Raw genomic sequence first — 20,913 nt, forward strand, 5'->3', positions numbered from 1 at the left:
TTACTTGGTCGTGACTTCCTTGGCATAGACGTCCGGCTTGAAGCCGACCAGCAGCTTGCCGCCAACTTCAAGCACCGGTCTCTTGATCATCGATGGTTGCGCTAGCATCAACGCCTGCGCCTTTTTCTCCGAAAGGCCTTCCTTGTCGGCATCGGGCAGCTTCTTGAAGGTCGTTCCGGCGCGATTGAGCAGCGTCTCCCAACCGACCTTGTCGCTCCACTGCTTGAGCTTGTCCTTATCCACCCCCGTCGCCTTGTAGTCGTGGAACGTGTAGGCGACACCATGGGTGTCGAGCCAGGCGCGTGCCTTCTTCATGGTGTCGCAGTTCTTGATGCCGTAGATGATGTTGGGCAAAACGTTCCTCGCGCATCCGTCGTGTCGTGATCCCAAGGCGTTGTACGCAACTCCGGTTCGCGCGACAATATTGCGAACGATGCCATCTCTTGGAATGGACACTCCATGCACGTCACCCACGATCCAGGCGCGACTGCGTCGCCGACCATCGACTTCGACACTTTTCTCGCGGTCGATATCCGCGTCGGCACCATCGTCGATGCAAAGCCGTTCCCGGAGGCGCGCAAGCCGGCTTGGCGGCTGTGGATCGACTTCGGCCCCGCGATCGGCGTGCGCAAGAGCTCTGCGCAGATCACCGAGAACCATCCGCTTGAAACGCTGGTGGGCCAACAGGTTGCTGCGGTCGTGAATTTCCCGCCGCGCCAGATCGGCCCTGTTGTCTCGGAGGTGCTGACCCTCGGTTTCCCCGATGCCGACGGCAAGGTCGTTCTGGTGCAGCCAAGCAAGCCTGTGCCAAACGGCGGACGGCTGTTCTAGCCTCAAGCCGCTTCGACCTTACGGCCGCTTCGGAATGTTCAGCCCGCGCTCGACCGCCGGACGCGCCAGCCCGCGTTCGAGCCAGGCGGCGAGGGATTTGAACTGGCTGAACTCGACGAGATCGCCGGCGCCGTAGAAGCCGATGAGGTTGCGCACCCAGCCGAGCACGGAGATGTCGGCGATGGTGTAGTCGTCGTCCATGAACCATTGCCGGCCGGCAAGATGCATCTCCATCACCCCGAGCAGCCGCTTGGCCTCGCCCACGTAGCGCTCGAGCGGCCGCTTGTCCTCGAAGTCCTTGCCGGCGAATTTGTGGAAAAAGCCGACCTGGCCGAACATCGGCCCGATCCCACCCATCTGGAAATGCAGCCACTGGAGGGTCTGGTAGCGGCGCGCGGGATCCTGCGGCAGCAGCTTGTCGGTCTTCTCCGCGAGGTATTGCAGGATCGCCCCGGATTCGAACAGCGGCAGCGGCCTGCCGCCGGGACCATTGGGATCGAGGATCGCCGGGATCTTGCCGTTCGGATTGAGCGAGAGAAATTCCGGCGTCTTCTGGTCGTCCTTGCCGAAATCGACGAGATGGACCTCGTAGGGAAGCCCGATCTCTTCCAGCATGATCGAGACCTTGACGCCGTTCGGCGTCGGCAGCGAATAGAGCTGGAGCAGCTCCGGGTGCTTGGCCGGCCAGCGCTCGGTGACGGGAAAGGCGGACAGATCGGACATCAGGACCCCGGCTTCGTTCATGAGATGCCGCCTAGTTTAGGCAAGCGGACGAACGACGCAAGGTCGAGTGGTCAGATCATTTTCCCGCACAGGTCACAACGGCCGCAGCAAATGGTTGGTGGCGTGCATCACGTCGCGCTGTGCGCGTTGTTCGATGAAAAGTTGGCCGGTGACGAGCAGTGCTCCGGTGAACACGAGCGCAAGCATCGCGGTCGCGAATTGACTGGCATCCCTCATCGGACGAGCTTCTCCGTGTTCGGTTCGCACGAGGAACGCGGGCCGGCCATCGTCTGTTCCTGCAAGCTTCAAATAAATTGCAGCTTTTTCCCGATCCCTCGCACCCCGACGGCCTCAATAATTGATCTCCATCCGCAAGCCCCGCGGGTCGGTCTCCTCACCGCCGAACCGCTGCGTGCTGTCGCGCGCCGCGATCGCGCAGCCACAGGCGTCGATGAGGTCGTCGCGGCCGATGCCGGTGCCGTGCCGTTGAGTCAGCCATTTCGGCAAACGCGCGAAGCCGCGCTGCTCCAGGAGTGCGATGCGCTGCTCGCGGCCCTCCGCCGATGTCTTCTTTGCAAGCCGGGCCCGCCCAGCCAGATTCCAAAAAATCAATTCCGGATGCGCTTCGCCGATGGTCGCCTGCCGCGTCGGCGTCATGATCTCGTCGACGTCCCTGATCTTGTCCCTGATGTTCCAGAGCTGCGCCGACACGCCCCTGCCCTTGCCCTCGCACTCCCAGTAGTGGCGATTGGCTGCCGCCATATCGGAGAACGTCCAGAGATCGCGGCGTGCGCCGAGAAACACGGCGGGACCGACCAGCTCGCGTGCGCGCAAATCACAGATGCGGTATCCGCTCCATTTCAATCCGATCGGCATGTCGATCATCGCGCGCGCATGCGGCAGCGCGAGCAGCCGCGCGAGACCCGGCGAATAATCGAAGCCGTGATCGCCGCGCTCGTCGATCCAGGCGGCGACCCAGCCGGAGCGAAATCCGTCAAGGCCGAGATAGTTTGGCAAATTCCTGATCCCTGACGGACATCCGCCCGCTCCCCTATCGCAGTTCCTCGCCCCGGTGCCGCTCGAACAGGCGCTGCGCCAGCAACGCGTGGCCGAGCGTGCCGCCGGCGCGAACCGCCGCCGCAATCAGCGCGGCTTCCGCGATTTCTTCGCGCGTTACACCGGCTTTCGCCGCTTGCGCCGTGTGCACGTCGACGCAATAGGCGCACTGCGTGGTGAGCGCGACGGCGAGCGAGATCAGCTCGCGATATTTTGGCGGGATCAATCCATCCTTGCGCTCGACGGCGTGGTTGAACGCAAGGAACGCGTTGGCCTCGACCGGCGCGAGCGCCACGAAGGCCGGGATGGATTTCAGATCGTCAGGGCTTTGATAACAGGCCATGGCTCACCTCGTCAGATATTCGCGCATCAGGGCGCGGGCGCGATGCAAGCGGGCCTTCACGGCCTGCCGGGTCACACCGAGTGCGACGGCGATTTCCTCGATGGTCATTTCCTTGACGTCGCGCATCAGCGCGACATCGCGGTAGTGCGGCGGCAGTGCCTCGAAGGCCGCCGCGACGTCGAGCCGCAAATCGGCTTCAGGACGCGACAGCAGCAGCGCCTCCGCCTCTCCGTCGTCGATCGCCGACGCGAGGCCTGCCTTGCGGGCGAGCCGCAGGCATTCGCGGCGGACCACACTGAACAGCCAGGCCGAAAACGCCAGCCACGAGCGGATCGTGCCGACATGGCGAAACAGGATCCATAGCGCCTCCTGCGTCGCATCCTCGGCATCCGCCGAGCTGCGACAGGTGGCGCGGGCATAGCGGCGGATGTTCGGCTGCGCCGTCTCGAGCAGAGACGCGATCGCCTGGGGATCGCCGAGGCGCGCGGCCTCGAACAGGTCCGGCGAGATCACGGTGGCGCTCACGACACGCCTCCCCTTCCGATGCCGGCCATCGCACACATCGGACAATAGCCGACGAGGCCGGTCAGCGCGAAGCCGGCGCCGCCGAGCGCAACCAGCCAAGCCGCGGCGCCGGTAAGATATACGAATGCCGCGACGGCCACCGCGACGCCCAAGGCGATCCGCACGGCCTGATGCAGGCCCCCGATGTTCTTCCTGTAAAATGCCATCACATCCTCCGACATAAGCCGAAGCAAAATGCCTCGACCGTCAAGAGAGGGCGCGACGACTAGAAAGGATTCGCGGCAACATGCAGTTTTTTTTCGCGATCAGCCTCCGACGGCCTGATAGGCCAGCCGCTTGAATTCGAAGAAGAACGGATTCCAGAAGCCCATGTAGCGCTGCGTCATCAGCACACCGGCGGTATTGGCCTGCGGGCAGATCCACCAATGGGTGCCGGCAAGGCCGCCCCACTGGAATTCGCCGGTCGAATTCGGAGGATCGAACGGCATCGGCGCGAAGGTGACGGCGCCGCCGAGGCCAAAACCCTTGCCGGGGATCGGGCCGAGATTGGCGAAGCGGATGTTCTCGCCGGCGGGCAGCTGGTTCGTCATCATCAGCCGCAGCGTCTCCGGCTTCAGCAGCGCATCCGAGCCCGGGAGCAGCGCGCGGACCAGAGCAAGCATGTCGGGCAAGGTCGAGACCAGTCCGCCGCCGCCCGACAGCCGCGGGAATTGCCGCCGATAGGCCTGCGGATAAGGCAGGTCGTCGGCCCGGGCGAGGCCGGGCTTCATGGGATCGAGCACATCCGTGCCGTTGTAGAGCGCGACCAGCCTGCCCTGCTGCGCGTCCGGCACGTGGAAGCCGGTGTCGGTCATGCCGAGCGGCTCGAAGATGCGCGCCTTGAGGACGGCGTCGAGCGGCTTGCCGGAGACGACCTCCACGACACGCCCGAGCACGTCGGTCGCCACCGAATATTCCCAGGACGCGCCGGGATGAAAGGACAGCGGCAGATCGGCGAGCTGGTCGATCATGTCGGTCAGCGGCGTCAACGGATTGAGAACGCGCGCCTCGTTATAGCCTTTGAACAGCACCGTACCGGGATCGAAGATGCCGTAGCTGAGGCCGGAGGTATGGGTCAGAAGCTGCCGGATCGTGATCGGGCTTTTCGCCGGCTCGACGTCGGCAAGGCTCAAAGCGCCCGGCTTCAGAACCTTGCGATTGCCGAGTTGCGGCAGGAATTTCTCGACAACGTCCTCGAGCCCGATGCGGCCTTCCTCGACCAGCAGCATGATCGCGCAGGTGACGAAGATCTTGGTGTTGGAAAACGCGCGAAAAATGTGATCGGGCCGCAGCGCGGTGCTCGCCTCGCGATCCGCAAAACCGACGCACTGCTGATCGACGACCTGGCGGCCCCGCAGCACCGCCCAGGATGCACCGGGAATGATCTCCTGATCGACGTAACGCTGCATTGCCGTCCGCGTGGCGGAAAAATCAGGTGTTCTGGCGTCCATGTGCTTCCCCCAATGATGGTTGGGATCGATATAGCGTGAATTCGCCGGATGAGAAGCCTGACCGGACGGCGCGGCTCATTCCTGCTTCATGAACGCAGTGACGTGCAGGCTGCGCCGAATCCGCATTCCCTGCCGCTGGTACAGCGCGATGGCCGATGAGTTGCTCGAGAACACGTGCAGGAACGGAATTTCGCCGCGCGCCTCGATCTGGCGTGCGACCGCCGCCAGCAGCGCCTGCGCGTAGCCCCGCCCGCGATGGTCGGGGTGGACGCAGACGGCCGTCATCTCGACGAAATTTCCCGGCTTCATGCGCTCGCCGGCCATCGCGACCAATTCGCCGCCGGCACGGATGCCGAGGAACGTCCCGAGTTCGTGGGTGCGCCGCGCGAATGGACCGGGCTTGGTCAACTCCGTCAGAGCCATCATGGCGGGAACGTCGGCCACCCCCAGCCGAACGATCTCGGCATCGCGAAGCGGGCTGTCGGCCGGAGAGCCGATCATCTGCTCGCAGGGTCCGGCCACCACGACCTTGAACCCGGCGGGAACGTCGACGGCCTCCGGTGTGAACAGTGCGGCGACCTGCGCGCCCGACAGGAGATCACGGAGCGCAGCAAAGCTCGCCTCGGACATGTCGACCATGTCGGCAAAGGGCGTTACGTCCACCGGGTAGCGCAATGCTCGCGGGCCACCTTCGGCCAGATGTTTGTGGCTGGTCGTCAGCGCGCTCCAGATCGGGCGATCCAGCAGCGTCTCGTCACGGTCGGACACCGGCCTAGTCCTTATCGAAGCTGACGATGACGGCGGCATTGGCGATGAGGATGGGGTCGTTGCCCTGTTCGGGGGCCGACGGAATCTCCAGCCCGCCCTTCACCGCGTTGACGGTGACAGTGCCGTAAGGCAACTCCTTCGCGACCGCGTCCTTGTCGACGGCTTCGGGATTCGGCACCGCGATCGTGACGTCCACGAACATGTCGTTCGCAGTCTTGTCGATCATCCGGAAGAAGCCGAGGCTCGAATGCCTGATGGCATCAGAGACGGCACGCTTCGCCGCCTTGGTGGCGTCCCTGCCATGGACGTCGACGCCCATGCCCATCTCGGTGATACAGCGAACGCGAGCCATGTTCTTATTCCTGTGACTGATTGAATGGTGGGGAGTGTGGGGATTCGGACGGCACGATACAAGTGGGGTCGTCCCCTCTTATCCCGGACGCGGCGCGGCACGCCGTGGCGCTCCATCGTTGCGGCGTTGCAAGCCGCGTGCGCTGTGCTATCGCTCAAGCGATGACTCCCAGAACTTTCGAAACCCGCTGCCTGCGCCTGCCCGCCGTCACCAAGGTGGTGCAGTGGGAGGGCACCTCGGTGTTCAAGGTCGGCGGCAAGATGTTCGCACTCGGCGGCGGCTTTGCCGCGCGCTCCGGCGGCTACATGTTCAAAGTCTCGAACATGGCTTATGCCATGCTGATCGAGCACGGCCTTGCGCGGCCGGCGCCGTATCTGGCGCGCGCCAAATGGGTGCAGCTCGTCGGCAACAACGCGCTGCCGGACGCCGAGCTCACGGCCTATCTGGCGCAGGCGCACGCGATGGTCGCGGCAAAACTCACGCGGAAATCCCGCAAGGCGCTGGGCCTGGATTGAAGCGCAGTTCGCCGGTGAAGCGAAAGCCTGCGCTGATTGACATCGACGATATGCCTGACTAAAGTCAGACATCATGCTCGACCCTGTTCCACGCGTCCGCCGCTTCAATCGCGCCGTCACGTCCGCTGTCGGCGCCCTCGACACGTCATTCCTGGGACGCGGGCGGCCGCTGGGGGCAGCGCGCGTGCTCAACGCGATCGGGCACGGACGTTCGGACGTGGCCGAGATTCGCGACTATCTCGGCCTCGATTCCGGCCTGATGAGCCGCCTGCTGCGCAGCCTCGAGGACGAAGGGCTGGTCGAGACCAATGCGCATGAGGACGATGCGCGCCGCCGCGTCGCGACGTTGACACGTGCGGGCCGGCGAGAGTTCGCGGCCTATGAGGCGCTGTCGAACACGCAGGCCGAGGGCTTCCTCGCCCAGCACTCGCAACGCGAGGCGCTGCTGGCGGCGATGGATTTGATTGCTTCCGCATTGACGCGCGACCGCGTCACGCTGGATGAGATGGATCCGCGGAGCGAACAGGCCCGTTATTGCCTCGGCGAATATTATGGCGAGCTCGGCCGCCGCTTCAAGCAGGGGTTCGACGTCTCGCTGTCGCGCGATCCTGACGCCAAGGACATGCGCCGCCCGCGCGGCACGTTCATCGTCGCGATCTCGGACACGCTGCCGATTGGCTGCGTCGGGCTGAAGGGCACGGATCACGGCTATGCCGAGATCAAGCGGCTGTGGGTCGCACCGGCGGCGCGCGGATTGCGGCTCGGCCGGCGCCTGATGGACGCGACCGAGGATGCCGCGCGCGGGCTCGGCATCAAGCTGCTGCGGCTCGATACCAACAGCGCCCTGGCGGAGGCCGGCCAGCTCTACCGACGCAGCGGCTGGAGCGAGATCCCCCGCTTCAATGACGACCCCTACCCGGACCTCTTCTTCGAAAAACGTCTGTGAGCGCGGGCGCCGATCGCCCCGTTGCCGCGTTATGGCCGGAGCCGCAGGAGCAACGCCATGACCAGGTCCGACCTCGCCGACATCTACCGCGACTACATCGCCTGCCTGAACCGGCAGGATTGGCCCGCGCTCGGACAGTTCGTTCACGATGACGTCGCCCACAATGCGCGACAGTTCGGACTGTCCGGCTATCGTGCCATGCTGGAGCAGGATTTTCGCTCAATTCCGGATTTGCATTTCAACATCGAGCTGCTGGTCTGCGATCCGCCCCACATTGCCTCCCGGCTGAAGTTCGACTGCACGCCGGCTGGAACGTTTCTGGGGCTGGATGTGAACGGCAGGCGCGTATCCTTCTGCGAAAACGTATTCTATCAATTTCACGACCGAAAAATACGGCACGTGTGGTCCATCATCGACAAGCCCGCGATCGAGGCGCAGCTCTAGCGCTGCGCCTCGATGAACCTGCTTACGCCGCCGCCGGCGCCAACTCCGCTCGCGGCTTCGGGAACGGCCTGAAATTCATCGCCATCAGGAAGGCCCCGAGGCCCATCGCCCAGGAGGCGATATAGAGCCAGGCGTAGCTCGAGAACGCATCGTAGATCAGGCCGCCGGCGAGCGGGCCCGTGGCCATGCCGAGACTGCCCGCCATGGCGGTGCCGCCGATCACCGTGCCCATCATCTTGAGCGGAAAGTTTTCGCGGATCAGCACGGCGTAGAGCGGCATGGTGCCGGCATAGATGAAGCCGAAGACGGCCCCGACCGCATAGAATGTCGTGAGCTGGTGCGCGAAGACATAACCGAGTGCGCCGAACGCCTGCAACAGCAGGCCCGAGACGAGCACGCGCTTGGCGCCGAAGCGGTCACCCATCAGACCGAAGGCGATGCGCCCGCCGAGGCCGGCAAAACCCTCGATGCTGTAGATCGTCACCGCCGCGACCAGCGGGATGCCGCAGCTCACGGCATAAGAGACGGTGTGAATGATCGGGCCGGAATGGGTGGCGCAGCAGAAGAAATTGGTCGCGAGCAGGATCAGGAATTGCGGCGAGCGCAATGCCTCTCCCATCGACATCTCACCTTGCACGGCGCCCTCGCCCGCAGGCGCGGCCAAGGCGTGTGCGAGCGCCGGCGGGCGGCGCACCAGGAATGAGACCGGGATCATGATGGCGCCGACCACCAGCGCCACGATCTGCATCGAGGTGCGCCAGTCATGTCCGGAGACGAGCCAGGCCGCGAGCGGCGCCATCGTCATCGGCGCCATGCCCATGCCGGCCGACACCAGCGAGACCGCGAGGCTGCGATGGGTGTCGAACCAGCCGGTCACGGTCGCCATCATCGGCGCGAAGATCGCGGCACAGGACGCCCCGACCAGAAGGCCGAAGACGAACTGAAACGCAAGCAGCGAAGTGGCGTGGCTCGCCGCGAACAGGCTCACGGTCAGCACCGTCGATCCCGTCAGCACCACCAGCCGCGGCCCGAACCGGTCCGTCAGCGTCCCCCAGGCCATGCTGGTGCAGGCCATCGCCAGAAAGCCGATCGTCATCGCGCTGGAGATGCCGGTCACGGACCAGCCGGTATCCTTTGCGATCGGCTGCAGGAACACCGGCAGCGAAAACATGCCGCCGATGGCGACGCAGCCGAGCAAGCCGCCCGCGGCGACGATCACCCAGCGATAGGAGGAAGAGTTCATTTTTGGTCTCCCGTCAGGTCTGTCTGGGTGGAAGACGAATGGGAACATGGTGGGCCGACAGGCCGACGCAAGTTTTTGCGGCACGCATTTGTGACCTGCCAAACAAAAAAAGCGAAAACAACCCCATGCACAGTAGCCGGGCGCTTTGGGATCAAGGACTTACAGCGCAGCTCTTTGCAGTGCGAAGAAAGACTCGCCGTTTGACTCGTCGGGCAAAACACCTGCATCATGGCATCATCCCGCCGCTCTTGATCGTCTTCCCTTGCGCAGCCGACTAGCCGTCTCCTCGCCCGCAAGGGTTCCGGCCAGGAGCCTGCATGACCATTCGCCCGATCGTCCGCTATCCCGACCGCCGCCTCACGTTGCCGGCCCACCCCGTCACCGCGTTCGACAATGCGCTTCGCGAGCTCGCAACGGATCTGCTCGAGACCATGCGCGCCGCGCCCGGCATCGGCATCACGGCTCCGCATATCGGCGTGCCCTTGCGCGTCGTCGTGCTCGAGCTCGACGCCAAGGAAGGTGCGCAGACCTATGTCAATCCGGAGATCGAATGGGCCTCACCCGAGATGATCCTGCATCGCGAAGGCAGCGTCTCGATGCCCGGCGTCAACGACGACATCCAGCGCCACGCCCGCGTGCGGATCAACTATCAGGATCTCGACGGCGAGATGCACACTGAAGAATCGGAAGCCTTGCGTGCCGTCTGCCACCAGCACGAGATCGACCAGCTCGATGGGATGTTCTGGATCCAGCGGCTGTCGCGGCTGAAGCGGGAGCGGCTGGTGAAAAAGTTCGACAAGATGTCGCGCGGGTGAGCGTGCCGGCGAAGATCGGACTCGTGTGAAATCGCGCCGGCTGTTCGATGTGGAGAAGTCAAACGAGCCTGATATGATTGGAACGGTCGGCCCCGTCGGGAGGGAGACGAATGACATATTCAGGTCGTTGCGCCTGCGGCGCGGTTTGTTACACCATTGCGTCCGCGCCGATCCGCGGCTTCCAATGCCAGTGCAGCGACTGTCAGCGCGACACCGGCAGCGGCCACAGCTCCATCTTCGTGTTCGCGCGCAGCGCAGTCTCGGTGACAGGCGAGGTGCGCGAAATCGAGCGCACTGCCGACAGCGGCGCAGTCAAGCGCAAGGGATTCTGTCCGAGCTGCGGCTCGCCGATCTACAACAAGCCGGACGAGAAGCCGGAGTTCATCGGCATCCATGTCGGCACGCTGGACGATGCCAGCACGTTCAAACCGTCCGTCGTGCTGTTCTGCTCGCGCGGATATGCCTGGGACCACCTCGATCCCGAGATTCCCAAACTCCCGGAATGGCACCCGGGATCGCGCTGATTTCTTGCAGCTTGGGGGACAGCCAATGGCGATGAGCTTCGAGCTATCGATGCTGGCCGCCGCGATCGTCTGGGGCTTCGTACAGCTTGTCGCCGCCGCGCAAGCCGCGAACCTGCAGTACGGCCTCAGATGGGCTGCGAGCCCGCGCGACACCGAGATGCCGCCGCTCAAGGCCATCCCCGGCCGGCTCAACCGAAATTTCCGCAACTACATGGAGACGTTTCCATTCTTTGCCGCCGCGATCCTCATCTCTCACTCCGCAGGCGTTCACAACGAGCTGACTTATTGGGGATCGATCGCCTATCTTGGCGGACGCATCGCCTACACCGCGCTTTACCTATCCGGCATACCGCTCGTCCGCTCGCTGTTCTGGAATATCGCCAGCTTTGGTATGCTTGCTGTTTTGGCGGCGCCTTTCGTGCCTCACTGAAGCGGCGCGATGCGACTTTGCCGCGACGCCATCACGCCCGCTTCCCGCTCCGCTTGGTCATTGGCGCGTTGCGACGCTCGCGTTTGCCGCGTGCGATTTCCGTCGCCAGGGCGTCCAGCTTCGGCTCCCAGAAATTGCGGAACTGGCCGACCCATGCATCCACCGCTTGGAGCCCCGCAGCATCGACCGAATAGAGCCGTCGTTGCGCCTCCGCCCGAACGGTCGCGAAGCCGCTCTCGCGCAGCACCTTGAGGTGCTGCGACACGGCTGCCTGCGTGATCCCGAACTCCGCTCCGATCACTTCGACGACCTCACCGGACGCCATCTCGCCGGGCGCAAGCAGCTCGAGGATGCGACGGCGGACAGGGTCGGCGAGGACCTCGAAGATTTGCATCAGCTTCCTGTGCCCGGATGCGCCACGTCGGGCGGCGTCTCGCCGCGATAGAAAGCGATGGTGCGGTCCGACCGCTGTTTCGCGGAGGCAGGATCCACGCCGCTTGCGACATGCGCTGCGCGCCAATACTCGCCGCTACTCGTCATGAATTCCTTGCCCGCGGGAGAGCCCATCCACGCCTCGGCCGTCTCATGGTCGACCGATGCCCCGGTCGCAACATATCGCTCCAGCCCCGCAATGGCGAGATCCCAACCGATCCCGACTGCCCCTGGACCGAACTGATTCCAATGATCCTCGATCATCGCGGTGTGCTCAAGCGTCAGCCGCGCCTGGCTTCGTTCTGTCGTCAGCTTGACGTCGATCCAGCTCATCGCGCCGCCGAATTCCCACGTCGCCGCAAAATGGGTCGGCGGCGTACATGCCGTGATGGTCCCGCCTGCATTCCCCTTGAGCTGGTACTTTCCGCCGAGCCGGAGATCTCCCTCGACCGGCAAGAACCAGCGCGGAATGCGTTGCTCGCTGGTCACTGCGTCCCAGAGATCGTCGACGCTGGTCTCGTAAAGCCGCGTCAGTGTCACCGCACTGGCCGCTTTCCCGTCCTTCTCGAAATTCCTCACCGAACGCGTAACCAGCCCCAATACCCTGACCACGTCGATCTCCATAGCACTTGCTCCCTGTCGTTTCGTGCAAGGATGAATATCGATCTATACTAATATAAGTCAACTCTTATATTCTGGCGAGATGCCGCTCAGATATTTGCCCGGCGGTTTCCCGAGCGCCTTCTTGAACATGGTGATGAAGGCCGCGACGGAGTCATAACCGAGATCGGCGGACACCTGCTGCACGCTCGCGCCGGAGGTCAGCTCGCGCAAGGCGACGATCAGGTGCAATTGCTGGCGCCAGCGCCCGAAGCTTAAGCCCGTCTCGCGGACAACGAGACGCGCGAGGCTGCTCTCGCTCAGCGCGACGCGAGCGGCCCATTCGGCCAGCGTCCTGCGATCGGAAGGGTTTTTTGCCAGCGCCGCGGCAATCTTCTTCAACCGCGGCTCGGGCGAGAGCGGCAGATGAAGCTGCTGAACCGGCATGCGGGGAAGCTCGCGCAGAAGGACGCTCGCCAGAAGGTTCACCCTCGCCTTGTCATCCGCGATCTGATCAGACAATTCGACGATCACTTCACGCAGCAGCGGGGAGATCGAGAGCGTGCAGCATCGATTCGGCAGGTCCACGGCGTCAGGCTCGATATAGACGAAGAACAGCCGGGCATTTTCTGTCGCGAGGTTGCTGTGCTGCAGGCCCCCGGGCACCCAAACCGCGCAATGCGGCGGCACCATCCACAGGCCGGTGGGAACGCGGCACGTCACGGCGCCTCCCAGCGCAAAGACAAGTTGCCCCTTGCGGTGCCTGTGATCGGGCACCTCGCCCTTGGTCCCGATCACGTCAACGCGCACCGCGATAACGGGTGCGGAGACATCATCGACGTCGAGATCAGGCCATGGAAAACGGAGCGGCTGCCGCATGCTTGCCGGTTTTTAGCAATCGATTGGCAGAATATCTAAATCGAGCGGAAAGGAATGTCGATAGGCTGCTGTCTCCCGGCGGTGGTCGGGCACGCTCTGCGATCAGGAGAAACGACCATGCATGGTTTCACCAGTGCGACAGCAGCCGAGCTGGAACGCGGGGTCCGCACGCAAGCAGGCTCCGTGCGTGGCGGCCCGCGCGATGCAAGCGGCGTGATCGCGTTCAAAGGCATTCCGTATGCCGCGCCACCGGTCGGGCCTCTGCGTTGGTGCGCACCGCAGCCGCCGACGCCCTGGGAGGGCGTGCGCGATGCGCGCTTGTTCGGCGCGGGCTGTCTGTCGGCGCTCGAAAACGACCAGCGGCCGGGACCGCGCGACGAGGATTGCCTCTATCTCAACGTCTGGACCGCGGCGAAGCGCGCGGATGAGAAGCGGCCCGTGATGGCGTGGATTCACGGCGGCGGCTTTCAGTTCGGCTCCTCGGCCAATCCTGCAACCGATGGCAACGCGCTAGCAGTGAAAGGTGTCGTCGTCGTCAGCTTCAACTACCGCCTCGGCATCCTCGGCTTCTTGGCTCATCCCGAGCTCGATGCGGGGGCGCCGTCAGGCAATTACGGCCTGCAGGATCAACTGGCGGCGCTGCGCTGGGTCAAGGCCAACATCGCCGGCTTTGGCGGCGACCCCGGCAACGTCACCCTGTTCGGCGAATCCGCCGGCGCCATGGCCATCGGCATCTTGATGGCCTCGCCGCTCGCGCACGGACTGTTTCACAAGGCCATTGGACAGAGCGGCGCGTTCTGGGACGGCAAGCACGGCCCACTCCAGGGCTTTGAAGAAGCCCGCGCGCGTGGTCTGGCTTTTGCCCGGCAGCAGGGCAACGGGTCGGTCGCAGCTTTGCGCAGCATGCCGGCCGATCGGTTGAATGCAGCCGCGCCATGGAGTTTCAGGACCAGCCCGGTCGTGACGGCCTTCTCGCCGAGCATCGATGGTCATGTCGTGCCTGACGTGCCCGCGCGGCGCTTCCTGCGCGGCGAACAGATGCACATCCCGCTGCTGGCGGGCTGGAATGCCACCGAGGAATTTCCTTTCCGTTCGCAGTCACTTCCCGATCAATCGGCGCAAGCCTTTGTCGCCGCGGCCGAGGCGATGTTCGGCAGGGAGCGCATGGCCGATTTCGTGAAGGTCTACCCCGCCGCAACCGACGCGGAGGCCAAGGCGTCCGCGTCCGCGCTCACCGGCGGCATCGTGGTCGGCGAGCAATGCTGGCAGTGGCTGCGTCTGCATCGGCGCGGGGGACGCGCGCCGGTCTACGGCTATCACTTCAGCCATACCTCGCACTACACGCCGATCGCCTCGCATGTCACCGAAATCCCGTTCGTGTTCGGCACACTGACACCGCAACAGGTGATCGGCAGCTCGGCACCGCCGGCCGAAGAGGACCGCGCGCTGGCGCGGACCATGATGGCCTATTGGGTGAATTTCGCAGCGCATGGCGATCCCAACGGATCAGGCCTGCCACCCTGGCCCGCCTATGACGAAGCAGACGTCGTGCATATCCTGGGCACACCGATCGAAGCCCGCCCCAATCCGCAAGCCGCCCGCTTCCGCTTCCTCGCCAGTTTCAGACGGGACGGCATTTTGCCGATGCGCTGGCGGGAGCTGCCGTAAGGCTCAGGCCGGTTTCGCGTCACTATCCGCATAGGCGCGCATGAGGTTCGGCGTCGACCATGTCGCGACACCGGTTCCGGCGAAGTCGCGGTCTGTCGTCCAAACGTCAGCCTCGACGCTCCAGGCCAGCGCCAGCACATGCGCGTCGCGCTCGGACCCATTGCGGCTTGCCACGGCGTCGCGAAGCGTCTCTTCGCATCGGGCGAGCATAGGCTCCAATGCGGCTACCGGAACGATCGTGAGCAGCTCAGCCAACGCGTCCAGCAGCTCGATCAGCTCCGGGCGCCGCAGTCCAAGCGCGATACGGCGACGCGCTTCCTGGACAACGCGGTCCGTCGTCACCAGGATCGCCATTTCAGCAGCCTTCAGGAGCGCGCCGGAGCTTCGGCCTCGAACGGCGGCAATCAGAATGGCTGCGTCAATGACGATCGTGGTTGACGGTCGTCTCATGCCTTCGACTTGGCCGTGAGCTTCTTCACGGCCGAGACCGACCAATCGACCGGATCGACGTCACCGAATTCAGCCAGCGCTGCGTTGTCCGCGGCCACGTCGCGTCCCTTCGCGAACCGCTCGGCCCGCGCCAGAACCGCCGCGAGCTTGCCTGAATCGACTGCCTTGAGGGGGATGAGCAGCCCTACGGTCCGCTCACCCGATTTGACAGGCGTCGGGCCGGGCAACGCACCGATGGCCTCGCCTGAAATCTTTTGCAAATCGCGGATGCTGATGTGCGCCATAGGGGCTTACATACACCCATATGTAATGCTTCGCAAGATGATCGACAGGCACCCGCGCCCTCACTCGCCCGCCATCAGCTCCTTCGCCAACGCCATGTAGGCCGGCAGCGTCATGGGGTCGTTGGCGGCATTGCCCGCTGCGGGGTGCGAGGCGTAGCGCGCGATCACCATCTCGGCCTTGGGATCGATATAGATGCCCTGGCCGTGAACGCCGCGCGCCATATAGGCGCCGTGGGCGTTGTGCGTGACCCACCATTGATTGCGATAGGACGCACCGGGGAGCGTGGTGTAACCGGCGGGCTTGAATTTTTCGGGATCGCCGCCACGCGCGATGTCCTCGACAACAGATGAAGGCACGATCTGCCGGCCGTTGAAGCGGCCGTGATTGCGCATGATCTCGCCGAAGCGGGCGAGATCGCGCAAGGTGGTGGAGAGGCCGCCGCCGCCGCTTTCGGTGCCGACGCGATCGACGTGGTAATGCGCGTCTTCCTCCGCGCCCATCGGCTGCCAGATGCGCTCGGAGAGCAGATCGGACAAGTTCATGCCGCTGACGCGCCGGATGATCCAGGCCAGCACGTCTGTGTTGACGGTCTTGTAGGCAAAGGTCTTGCCGTGCTCGCCCTGCTTCTTCTGCGCCATCAGAAACTCGAAGATGGTGGTCGCACCGTCATAGTCGGGTGGAATCGGCGCCATGCCGTTGGCGCGCCGCAGTCCCCACACATGCGAGTTCTTGTCGGTGTAGACTTCGGTGTATTCGAGCCCCGTGGTCATATCCATGACCTCGTGCATGCGCGCATCGCCGAACGCGCTCGCCTTCAGCTCCGGCACATAGTCCGTGACGGGCGCCTGCGGGTCGATCTTGTCCTCGGCGACCAGAATGCCGGCGAGCACGCCCGTGAACGACTTCGTCACCGACATCGCGATATGCGGCTTGTGCGGCTTCAACGCGCCGAAATAGCGCTCATAGATCAGCTTGCCCCGATGCAGCACGGCGATGCCGTCGGTGTAGGTCTCCTCTAGCATCTTCGCGAAGGTCATGGGCCGGCCGTCCATCGTGGTCGAGGCCGACGCGCCGATGTCATGGTCTTGCCGCGGCAGCACCGACGCAGGCCCCGCCCCGCGCCAGACATTCACGGTCGGCACCAGCTGGCGGATGTTGCTCCAGGCCCAGCGCAGCTCGGGGAAGCTGCGGAACGAACCATCCTGGAAGCTGATGGTGCGGTCGGGGGAAGGCGGGAAGCCCTTCATCCAACCGAGTGTTTCGGGATCGGTTTCGGCGGCGGTCGCGGGCGACTGACTCGGGGCGGTGGCGGCGGACATCAATATTGAACTCCGGAAGCGAACGACGGGGTCTCGTATCATGGAGATACGTGGCGAACATCCAATGTTTGCGCCGAGGTGACCGTCGCCGCGCGCTTGGCGGGTTCGTCGTCACGTCAGGCGGACCGACATGCCACCGTCAACCGTCATGGGGCTGCCCGTCATGAACGATGCCCGGTCGCTCAGGAGAAAAACGGCCGCCTGCGCGATCTCCTTGGGACTGGCCATCCGCTTCATCGGGTGAAGCCCGGCGATGAAATTCAGGGCGTCTGGATTGCCCTCGCCTGCCGCCGGGGTGATGGTTCCTCCAGGCAGAAGCGCGTTGACGCGAATGCCTTCGGCCGCATGCTCGGCGCCCAGTGATTGAGCCAGGCCGATCAGTCCTGCCTTCGAGGCTGCGTACGCCGCCATTCCCGGCATGCCCCCGTTGCTGAAGCCAACGAAGGACGAGGTGAAAACGATCGAACCTCCGCCCTGCTTGCGCAGCGCCGGGATCTGCGCCTTCGCGCTGAGGAACGCCGAGGTGAGATTCACCGCAAGCACATCGGTCCAGTTTTCGACGCTCATCTCGGGGACCGGCATCATGTCGCCGAGGATGCCGGCATTGTCGAAAGCGCCGTCAAGTTTTCCGAAGGTCGTGACGGCGTGCGCGACAAGGCGGGCTGCATAGCCCTTGTCCCGAACGTCGCCCGCGAGAAAAGTCGCGCGCCCTCCGGCGCTCTTGATGCTTGCAACAACGGCCTGCAGCTCGGCGGGGCGACGCGCCCCGAGCACCACATTGGCGCCTTCGGACGCGAACAACGACGCTGCGGCAGCACCGATACCGCTGCTGGCGCCGGTTATGATGATCGTCTTGTTTGCAAGTTCCACCGTGAGACTCTCCTGATGTCGAAAAGGAGCCGAACAAGACATCAGGCACCGGCGAGCGGCCACCCGTTTCCCGAGGTGAACGCGGGATCACATCGTGGCGGTATTGATCCGCCAATGGCGGCCTGCCGGTTTCCGTGATCGGAAGCGACAGGCGCCGTCAGCGGACGCTACTTCAGCGGCAAGAAAACGTCCGCGACGGTCTCGTGCTCCGGCACCTCGGGGAAGAAGCTCAGCCGCTGGCAATAGACCGGGAAGTCGCGGGCTTCCTCGCCGCTGGCCGGAAGCCAGTCACGATAAAGAAAGAGCGCGGCAGGCTCCAGATTGTCGGTGTAGCCGACGACGCGCAGCACCGCGCAGCGTCCGCCGGGGATCTCGCCGGTCTTGATCGCTTCGCCGTTCGCCGCGATCGGCTGGTCGGTCCCGACACAAAGGTCGATGCTGTATTCGTCCTGCTGCGCCGGACGCCCCTCGGAATGCCAAACAGTGAAGGTGGGATTTGTCCTGGGGTGCAGGCCGGCGGCCCTGCGCCACGCGATGAACCGCCGGATCGTGTCACCAAGTGTCTCAGGGCTTCCCCGATGCTCCATGATCGCGACCGGCGTAGGGGGCACATCGCGGATCGTCACGTCGTCGGTGGTAAACGTTTTCTGCATGAGCTTGCTCCTGGCGTTGTCGAGAGGCCCTAAGGCCGCAAGCCACGGCTCCCAGTCGGGAGACTTCCGGAACGACGACGGCGATTGCCCGAACCGTTGCCGAAAGGCGCGGGCGAAGGCATCCGGTGCGTCGTAACCGGCATCCATCGCAATCTCCGTGACATCAAGGGCGTCCATGTAGGCCAGTTGATGCGAAGCGCGCTTCATGCGGGCCAGCTGGACATAGCGATGCACTGATAACCCGAAGGTTGCCGAGAACTGCCGGTGGAAATGATATTTTGAGAAAGCCGCAACAGCACTCACCGTGTCCAGATCCAGATCATCGTCGAGATGCCGATCGATATGATCCAGCACCCGTCGCATCCGGTCCTGATAGTTCTGCAGCGCCGCCTTCATCGTCCCTCCTCCGTGGCGGCTCCATCTAGTCGCTGACGGCCATGACACGCTCGACCGATCTTGCGGTTTGGCACGGATTCCGTCGACCCTATTTTTAGCGTGATGGGCGCCTGCGCAAGGATCAAGACGGCGGCAACGGACGTGGCGAACTTCATCAAGATCTGGCCGCCGTCAAAACGGAAAAAGGGAGCCCGCATGTCGCGGGCTCCCTTCTCGTACATTCCGACGTAGCCGGCTGTCAGTGGCCAGCAGTCTCCAGCGCCTTCTGCACCATCGCGGTGTCGACATATTGCGTCATCCCGGCGATCTTGCCGTCCTTCACCAGATAGAGATGCGCGAAATTGGCGCGCATGGATTTGCCCGTCGCCTTGTAGGTCCCGGAGTAGACGCCGAAGGCGGCGACGCGATCGCCGTCTTCCAGATAGGTGTGAACGTCGGCACGATAGCCGGTCCATTCGGTGGCGAGACGTCGGAACACGCCTGATATAATCGCGTCGGGTCCGACATAAGTGCCCGCATAAGGAAACCCTTCCGCTTCGGTCCATGCGGCATCGGGAGCGAGAGCGGCCAGCAAGTTGCGGCCGTTCTCTTCCGACGACGATCCCTCATAGGTGGCGCGGATCAGGTCGAGGTTCGCCCCCATCTCAGCCCCACTTCATCTCGCCGGTGGCGACCTTGGCGCCGATGTCGAGCGCAACGCCCATGCCGAGGCCGGGGAAGCGCGCTTCCATCGCCGCCTTGAGCGCGGCGGAATCCTTGGCCTTGGCCAGCTCTTGGTCGAAGGCCTTAAGGTAGGTGATGGTGTGCTCGACACCGGACAGATCGGTCTTTGCATCTACCGACAGATGGCCGGGGACGACGATCGCCGGCTTGCGCGCCGCGATCTTTTCGAGATTGGCGATCCAGGCGGCACGCTGCTCCCTGGTCGGCGTGTCGGCGATCCAGACATGGACGCCGGAGAAGATCAGCATGCCGCCGAACACCGCGTTGAGCGAGGGAACGAACAGATAGCGCCGGTTGACCAGGCCGTCCGCGCTGACGATCTCGATGGTCCCGCCGTCCACGCTGAGCGTCTTGCCGTCAAACGCCTCGGGGATGACCACATCGGCGAGCACCTGCGGGCCGTTCGCCTTGAGTTGCGGCCCCCAAACGGCAAGCTTCTTTTCGACGCTGGCGTTAATGGCCGCCACAGTTGCGGGCGCCGCGAGCACGCGGGCCTCCGGGAACGCCGCCTTGATGGCGCCGAGGCTGAAATAGTAATCCGGGTCCGACTGGCTGATATAGATGGTGGTGAGCTTCTTGCCGGTTGCCTTGATGGCGTCTGCGACAGCCTTGCCATCTGACAGCGTGAAGCCGCCATCGATCAGCACGGCTTCGCTCGGCCCGGACACCAGAACGGGAGCCCGGAAGAAGCCGTTCGGTCCTGCGGGAAAATGCTTCCAGGCGAGCCCGCCGGCGGCATGGCCGAGGCCTGCGGGTGCGAAGATGGCGGCAGCGCCTGCGGCGAGAGTGGTTTTCATGATGGTTCTCCTTGTCGGCATGCTGGTCTCCTGGTGCTGGTCTGGGATCGCGAAATGAAAGCTGGATGGTCCGGTCTGTGTTGATCGCTGCGCTCAGGCCGCCTTCAGTCCGTCGACAAGGACGTCGAGGCTGCCGAACAGCGCGCTTGCTTGCACGAGGCGGCGATCATGGCGCGTCCCGACGATGAGGGCCGGGACGCCGTTGGCGCCGAACCGGCGCATCTCGGCACGCGCAGCCTCGAGGCGCGCGCGATACGCGGCGATCAACGCGGCGTCGGGCGTTGCCAGACGCGCGGCAACCTGCGGCAAGTTCATCGCGCGCAGTACGTCCGACAGCACGGACATGTCCGTGCTGTCGCGGCCTCCGACATAGCGGACGAGTTGGAAGGCCTTCAGCGCCGCGAACTCCCGATCGGGTGCCGTGAGCGCAACAGCCGTGAGCGCCAGTGTTGCCGGGCCGGAATCGAACAGGCGCGTGCGGTCGCCCAGCACATCGCGGCGATAGGCTTCGCTGAAAGGCTGGCCGCTCAAGCGCGAAATCCGCTGGTCGTTGGTCCAGGCATAAGCGGCAAAGCCGTCGTCCATCGGACGGGCGCCCTCGCCGGCGAACAGGCCTGTCGGCGCAAGTTGGACCGCGAAATCTGGTCGGGCCACGAGCTGTTCGAGCAGCGCGGCGGCGCCGTAGCACCAGCCGCAGAGCGGATCGAACAGGTAGGTGACATGAATGGGCGCGGACATGGCGATCTCCTTGAAATGCAATGTGGCACGCGCGCATTGGTAGATAAATATCAACAAAATATACAGAATGTATGGTATTGGCTGACAATAGATCTGAC

General features: G+C 64.2%; 30 protein-coding genes. 8 read left to right on the plus strand and 22 right to left on the minus strand.

The features are described 5' to 3' along the window. On the minus strand, positions 1-354 hold the full coding sequence (locus AC0L3S_RS20470; protein ID WP_456764688.1) for an ArsC family reductase: 354 nt from the start codon (positions 352-354) through the stop codon (positions 1-3). A gap of 105 nt (positions 355-459) precedes the next feature. On the opposite strand from AC0L3S_RS20470, the gene AC0L3S_RS20475 reads away from it, so the two are divergent. Next, positions 460-831 carry a tRNA-binding protein gene (locus AC0L3S_RS20475; RefSeq protein WP_456764689.1) on the plus strand — a complete coding sequence of 124 codons (372 nt, stop codon included), beginning with the start codon at positions 460-462 and terminating at the stop codon, positions 829-831. 18 nt (positions 832-849) lie between these two features. On the opposite strand, the gene AC0L3S_RS20480 is transcribed toward AC0L3S_RS20475, so the two are convergent. The 9 genes from AC0L3S_RS20480 to AC0L3S_RS20520 all read right to left on the minus strand — a co-directional run bounded on the left by AC0L3S_RS20480 (position 850) and on the right by AC0L3S_RS20520 (position 6,088). Then, on the minus strand, positions 850-1,554 hold the full coding sequence (locus AC0L3S_RS20480; RefSeq protein WP_473280989.1) for a glutathione S-transferase family protein: 705 nt from the start codon (positions 1,552-1,554) through the stop codon (positions 850-852). Between the two features lie 93 nt (positions 1,555-1,647). Further along, positions 1,648-1,791: a hypothetical protein gene (locus AC0L3S_RS20485; protein ID WP_007609210.1), complete on the minus strand. Its 144-nt coding sequence runs from the start codon at positions 1,789-1,791 to the stop codon at positions 1,648-1,650. A 114-nt stretch (positions 1,792-1,905) separates the two neighbouring features. Further along, on the minus strand, positions 1,906-2,571 hold the full coding sequence (locus tag AC0L3S_RS20490; protein ID WP_473257288.1) for a DUF429 domain-containing protein: 666 nt from the start codon (positions 2,569-2,571) through the stop codon (positions 1,906-1,908). Between the two features lie 34 nt (positions 2,572-2,605). Continuing rightward, a complete protein-coding gene (locus AC0L3S_RS20495) occupies positions 2,606-2,953 on the minus strand; it encodes a carboxymuconolactone decarboxylase family protein (RefSeq protein ID WP_473257291.1) in 348 nt (115 codons plus the stop codon). Between the two features lie 3 nt (positions 2,954-2,956). Next, positions 2,957-3,478, minus strand: coding sequence for an RNA polymerase sigma factor (locus tag AC0L3S_RS20500; protein ID WP_473280889.1), 522 nt, complete (start codon positions 3,476-3,478; stop codon positions 2,957-2,959). Next, positions 3,475-3,684 (minus strand): YgaP family membrane protein, encoded by a 210-nt coding sequence (locus AC0L3S_RS20505; protein ID WP_027517471.1) that lies wholly within the window; start codon positions 3,682-3,684, stop codon positions 3,475-3,477. Before AC0L3S_RS20505 ends, AC0L3S_RS20500 begins: the two co-directional genes overlap by 4 nt. A 99-nt stretch (positions 3,685-3,783) precedes the next feature. After that, a complete protein-coding gene (locus AC0L3S_RS20510; protein WP_473280891.1) occupies positions 3,784-4,968 on the minus strand; it encodes a serine hydrolase domain-containing protein in 1,185 nt (394 codons plus the stop codon). A 75-nt stretch (positions 4,969-5,043) separates the two neighbouring features. Continuing rightward, positions 5,044-5,736 carry a GNAT family N-acetyltransferase gene (locus AC0L3S_RS20515; RefSeq protein WP_473280893.1) on the minus strand — a complete coding sequence of 231 codons (693 nt, stop codon included), beginning with the start codon at positions 5,734-5,736 and terminating at the stop codon, positions 5,044-5,046. A 4-nt stretch (positions 5,737-5,740) separates the two neighbouring features. Next, positions 5,741-6,088 (minus strand): Lin0512 family protein, encoded by a 348-nt coding sequence (locus AC0L3S_RS20520; RefSeq protein ID WP_106943230.1) that lies wholly within the window; start codon positions 6,086-6,088, stop codon positions 5,741-5,743. A gap of 161 nt (positions 6,089-6,249) precedes the next feature. Between AC0L3S_RS20520 and AC0L3S_RS20525 the strand changes: the two genes are divergently transcribed. From AC0L3S_RS20525 to AC0L3S_RS20535, 3 genes are all read left to right on the plus strand, one after another. Further along, entirely contained in the window at positions 6,250-6,603 is a 354-nt protein-coding gene (locus AC0L3S_RS20525) for an MmcQ/YjbR family DNA-binding protein (RefSeq protein ID WP_473280895.1), read from the plus strand. A gap of 73 nt (positions 6,604-6,676) precedes the next feature. Beyond that, complete coding sequence (locus AC0L3S_RS20530) at positions 6,677-7,549, plus strand: bifunctional helix-turn-helix transcriptional regulator/GNAT family N-acetyltransferase (protein WP_473257307.1); 873 nt, start codon at positions 6,677-6,679, stop codon at positions 7,547-7,549. 57 nt (positions 7,550-7,606) lie between these two features. Continuing rightward, entirely contained in the window at positions 7,607-7,993 is a 387-nt protein-coding gene (locus tag AC0L3S_RS20535; RefSeq protein WP_473257310.1) for an ester cyclase, read from the plus strand. Between the two features lie 22 nt (positions 7,994-8,015). Here AC0L3S_RS20535 and AC0L3S_RS20540 read toward each other — a convergent pair whose 3' ends face one another. Beyond that, positions 8,016-9,236, minus strand: coding sequence for an MFS transporter (locus AC0L3S_RS20540; protein ID WP_473257312.1), 1,221 nt, complete (start codon positions 9,234-9,236; stop codon positions 8,016-8,018). Between the two features lie 317 nt (positions 9,237-9,553). On the opposite strand from AC0L3S_RS20540, the gene AC0L3S_RS20545 reads away from it, so the two are divergent. From AC0L3S_RS20545 to AC0L3S_RS20555, 3 genes are all read left to right on the plus strand, one after another. Further along, positions 9,554-10,051, plus strand: a complete 498-nt coding sequence (locus tag AC0L3S_RS20545; RefSeq protein WP_473280897.1) for a peptide deformylase — start codon at positions 9,554-9,556, stop codon at positions 10,049-10,051. A gap of 110 nt (positions 10,052-10,161) precedes the next feature. Next, the gene (locus tag AC0L3S_RS20550; protein ID WP_473280899.1) at positions 10,162-10,575 is read left to right on the plus strand and encodes a GFA family protein; all 414 of its coding nucleotides are present in this window, start codon (positions 10,162-10,164) and stop codon (positions 10,573-10,575) included. 25 nt (positions 10,576-10,600) lie between these two features. Beyond that, entirely contained in the window at positions 10,601-11,005 is a 405-nt protein-coding gene (locus AC0L3S_RS20555; RefSeq protein ID WP_473280901.1) for an MAPEG family protein, read from the plus strand. A gap of 31 nt (positions 11,006-11,036) precedes the next feature. On the opposite strand, the gene AC0L3S_RS20560 is transcribed toward AC0L3S_RS20555, so the two are convergent. Genes AC0L3S_RS20560 through AC0L3S_RS20570 form a run of 3 tightly spaced genes read right to left on the minus strand, consistent with a single transcriptional unit; the run spans position 11,037 to position 12,916 of the window. Then, positions 11,037-11,399, minus strand: coding sequence for an ArsR/SmtB family transcription factor (locus AC0L3S_RS20560; RefSeq protein WP_007609182.1), 363 nt, complete (start codon positions 11,397-11,399; stop codon positions 11,037-11,039). Further along, positions 11,399-12,061 (minus strand): SRPBCC family protein, encoded by a 663-nt coding sequence (locus AC0L3S_RS20565; protein WP_473257321.1) that lies wholly within the window; start codon positions 12,059-12,061, stop codon positions 11,399-11,401. The genes AC0L3S_RS20560 and AC0L3S_RS20565 overlap by 1 nt, the downstream gene beginning before the upstream one ends. Before the next feature lie 57 nt (positions 12,062-12,118). Then, positions 12,119-12,916 carry an AraC family transcriptional regulator gene (locus tag AC0L3S_RS20570; protein ID WP_473280903.1) on the minus strand — a complete coding sequence of 266 codons (798 nt, stop codon included), beginning with the start codon at positions 12,914-12,916 and terminating at the stop codon, positions 12,119-12,121. Between the two features lie 117 nt (positions 12,917-13,033). Between AC0L3S_RS20570 and AC0L3S_RS20575 the strand changes: the two genes are divergently transcribed. Next, positions 13,034-14,584 carry a carboxylesterase/lipase family protein gene (locus tag AC0L3S_RS20575; RefSeq protein WP_473280905.1) on the plus strand — a complete coding sequence of 517 codons (1,551 nt, stop codon included), beginning with the start codon at positions 13,034-13,036 and terminating at the stop codon, positions 14,582-14,584. A gap of 3 nt (positions 14,585-14,587) precedes the next feature. Here the strand turns inward: AC0L3S_RS20575 and AC0L3S_RS20580 are convergent, their stop codons facing one another. The 8 genes from AC0L3S_RS20580 to AC0L3S_RS20615 all read right to left on the minus strand — a co-directional run bounded on the left by AC0L3S_RS20580 (position 14,588) and on the right by AC0L3S_RS20615 (position 20,815). Further along, positions 14,588-15,034 carry a PIN domain-containing protein gene (locus AC0L3S_RS20580; protein WP_473280907.1) on the minus strand — a complete coding sequence of 149 codons (447 nt, stop codon included), beginning with the start codon at positions 15,032-15,034 and terminating at the stop codon, positions 14,588-14,590. Beyond that, positions 15,031-15,318, minus strand: a complete 288-nt coding sequence (locus AC0L3S_RS20585; RefSeq protein ID WP_473257328.1) for a hypothetical protein — start codon at positions 15,316-15,318, stop codon at positions 15,031-15,033. The genes AC0L3S_RS20580 and AC0L3S_RS20585 overlap by 4 nt, the downstream gene beginning before the upstream one ends. 60 nt (positions 15,319-15,378) lie before the next feature. Then, positions 15,379-16,638: a serine hydrolase domain-containing protein gene (locus tag AC0L3S_RS20590; RefSeq protein ID WP_473280909.1), complete on the minus strand. Its 1,260-nt coding sequence runs from the start codon at positions 16,636-16,638 to the stop codon at positions 15,379-15,381. Between the two features lie 111 nt (positions 16,639-16,749). Continuing rightward, positions 16,750-17,508, minus strand: coding sequence for an SDR family oxidoreductase (locus AC0L3S_RS20595; protein ID WP_473280991.1), 759 nt, complete (start codon positions 17,506-17,508; stop codon positions 16,750-16,752). 167 nt (positions 17,509-17,675) lie between these two features. After that, positions 17,676-18,557, minus strand: a complete 882-nt coding sequence (locus AC0L3S_RS20600; RefSeq protein WP_473280911.1) for an AraC family transcriptional regulator — start codon at positions 18,555-18,557, stop codon at positions 17,676-17,678. A 238-nt stretch (positions 18,558-18,795) separates the two neighbouring features. Then, a complete protein-coding gene (locus tag AC0L3S_RS20605) occupies positions 18,796-19,200 on the minus strand; it encodes a nuclear transport factor 2 family protein (RefSeq protein ID WP_473280913.1) in 405 nt (134 codons plus the stop codon). Position 19,201: 1 nt separating this feature from the next. After that, entirely contained in the window at positions 19,202-20,098 is an 897-nt protein-coding gene (locus AC0L3S_RS20610) for an MBL fold metallo-hydrolase (RefSeq protein ID WP_473280915.1), read from the minus strand. A 72-nt stretch (positions 20,099-20,170) separates the two neighbouring features. Further along, on the minus strand, positions 20,171-20,815 hold the full coding sequence (locus AC0L3S_RS20615) for a DsbA family protein (protein ID WP_473257344.1): 645 nt from the start codon (positions 20,813-20,815) through the stop codon (positions 20,171-20,173). Positions 20,816-20,913: the final 98 nt, after the last annotated feature.

It is taken from the genome of Bradyrhizobium sp. Ken01 (assembly GCF_055807355.1).